Genomic DNA, 1,923 nt, shown 5'->3' with positions numbered 1-1,923 from the left:
AGACTGATCGAAATACGCTCTAAGTTTGGGGTGCGATAACGAAGAAAAGGCCACATCTGGATTGGATTTTAGGCGGCTAGCTTGGGCTGCTGCAAGCGCCGATAGATGACGGGCTGGTGGTAGGCGGGATGATCTGCGTGATCCCGCATGGCCTGCAGTGGAAGGATGCGCCACGCGGCTACGGGCCGCCGAAGACGCTCTACAATCAGTTTATCCGCTGGAGCCGCCTTGACGTGTTCAGCCGCATCTTCGCGGCCTTTGCGGCCGAGGCCGGCACGCCGGAACGGCAGATGATCTACGCCACTCATCTGAAGGCGCATCGCACCGCGGCCAGTCTGCTTCAAAAGGGGGCTTGTCGACGCTCTATCGGGCGCACCAAGGGCGACCTGAACTCGAAGCTTCACCCCGTCTGCGACGGACAGGGCCGCTCGATCATGTTGCTTCTGGCCGAAGACCAGATGAGCGATCACAAAGGCGCGGCGATGATGCTGTCCGCCATGCCGTCGGCCCGCGAACTGCTCGCCGATCGCGGCTACAACAGCAATGCTTTCCGCGCGGCCCTCCTCGAACGCGGCTTCACGCCCTGCATTCCATCAATCAGGAGAGGGAAAGAGCCGCTGCCTCACGACAAGACGCCCTACCGCCCACGCCACCACATCGAAAACATGTTCGGCCGCCTTAAAGGCCATTTCGGAATGGATGTGCAACGGCTTTGATGAGGGGTTGGATAGTTGGGCCGGATATGATTCCGGGCAGGTGTTCAAAGCCTTGCCGGAGACACCATGTGGACGCCAACCATCCGTGCGCAGCATGCCGCAGTGGACTACGCTATGGAAGCGACGTGACCGACGCGGAATGGCTGCTCCTGTCGCCGTTTCTGCTCACGCCGCGCTCATGCGGCCGGCGTCGGAAGTGGGAGATGCGCGAGATTGTCAACGCGATCTTCTACGTCCTGCGAGGCGGGATTGCCTGGAGCCTCTTGCCGAGGGATTTTCCGCCATGGCCCACGGCCTATCGCTGGTTTGCCCGCTTCCGTGACAATGGCACCTGGGAGCGGATCAACCATCATCTGGTGATGCTGGACCGCGAACGGGCGGGTCGGGAGGCGAGCCCACGGCGGCGGTGATCGACAGTCAGAGCGTCAAGACGACCGAGAGTGGTGAGACCCGGGGTTACGAATCGGGCAAGAAGATCAAGGGCCGCAAGCGCCACGCGATGGTCGATACCGACGGCCGGGCGCTCAAGCTGCAGGCCCATTCGGCCGCCATTCAGGATCGTGACGGGGCTGGGCCGCTGCTCCGAGCGTCGCGTGCGAGTTGGCCGTTCGTGGCGCTGGGCTACGCAGATGGCGGCTATGCCGGGCCCCGCGTCGCCGACGCCAGCCCAATCCGCATCGAGGTGGTGCGAAAGGCCGACAGACAGTTCGGCTTCGCCGTCATTGCCCGCCGGTGGGTGGTTGTTTGATCGCGACTGACCTGTCAACTCCTTTCTTGCAGCTCGCTGCATCATCGCCGGATCTTGGTTGTTTCCGGGGTCGACCCTCGTTGGTCGCCGCAACATGCTTTTCGAAGGCGAGGCCCACCATGTCGAGAGCGCGGTCCGGATAACCCGGCAGCAAGACCCAACTCGGGGTAGCCTCGTCGCGTCCGGCGAGGACGCCTGCGTCCGCCTGAGGGGCGGATTCAGTAAACTGGCGAAACCGTCAGGCTGCTCGGGTCTTGGGTGTCGCGCCGTGCCAAGCCTCGAACGGCTTGTTGGACTTCCACATGGCGTGTAGCACAACGCCGATCTTGCGGGCGACGGCAACGGCTGCCCGCTTGAAACCAAGTCGTTGCATGAGTGCCAGCCCCCATGTTTTCAATGCTGATGAGCTTTGCACCAGCAGCGAGGCAGCCGCCTCGAACAGGTAGCTCCGCAGCAACC

General features: G+C 62.8%; 1 protein-coding gene and 2 pseudogenes. 2 read left to right on the top strand and 1 reads right to left on the bottom strand.

The window, feature by feature from the left end:
* The first annotated feature begins 86 nt into the window (after positions 1-86).
* Together APM_RS18790 and APM_RS21000 are read left to right on the top strand one after the other, a co-directional pair.
* Complete coding sequence (locus APM_RS18790; protein ID WP_138919278.1) at positions 87-716, top strand: IS5 family transposase; 630 nt, start codon at positions 87-89, stop codon at positions 714-716.
* Positions 717-782: 66 nt separating this feature from the next.
* A pseudogene (locus APM_RS21000) lies at positions 783-1,458 on the top strand (IS5 family transposase); the annotation flags it as partial.
* 244 nt (positions 1,459-1,702) lie between these two features.
* On the opposite strand, the pseudogene APM_RS18780 reads toward APM_RS21000, so the two are convergent.
* Positions 1,703-1,923: pseudogene (locus tag APM_RS18780) on the bottom strand (IS110 family transposase); the annotation flags it as partial.

The organism is Acidiphilium sp. PM (genome assembly GCF_000219295.1).
GTDB lineage: Bacteria > Pseudomonadota > Alphaproteobacteria > Acetobacterales > Acetobacteraceae > Acidiphilium > Acidiphilium multivorum.
The sequence above is the reverse complement of the archived record's forward strand: the minus strand, read 5'-3'. Positions and strand labels throughout refer to the sequence as shown.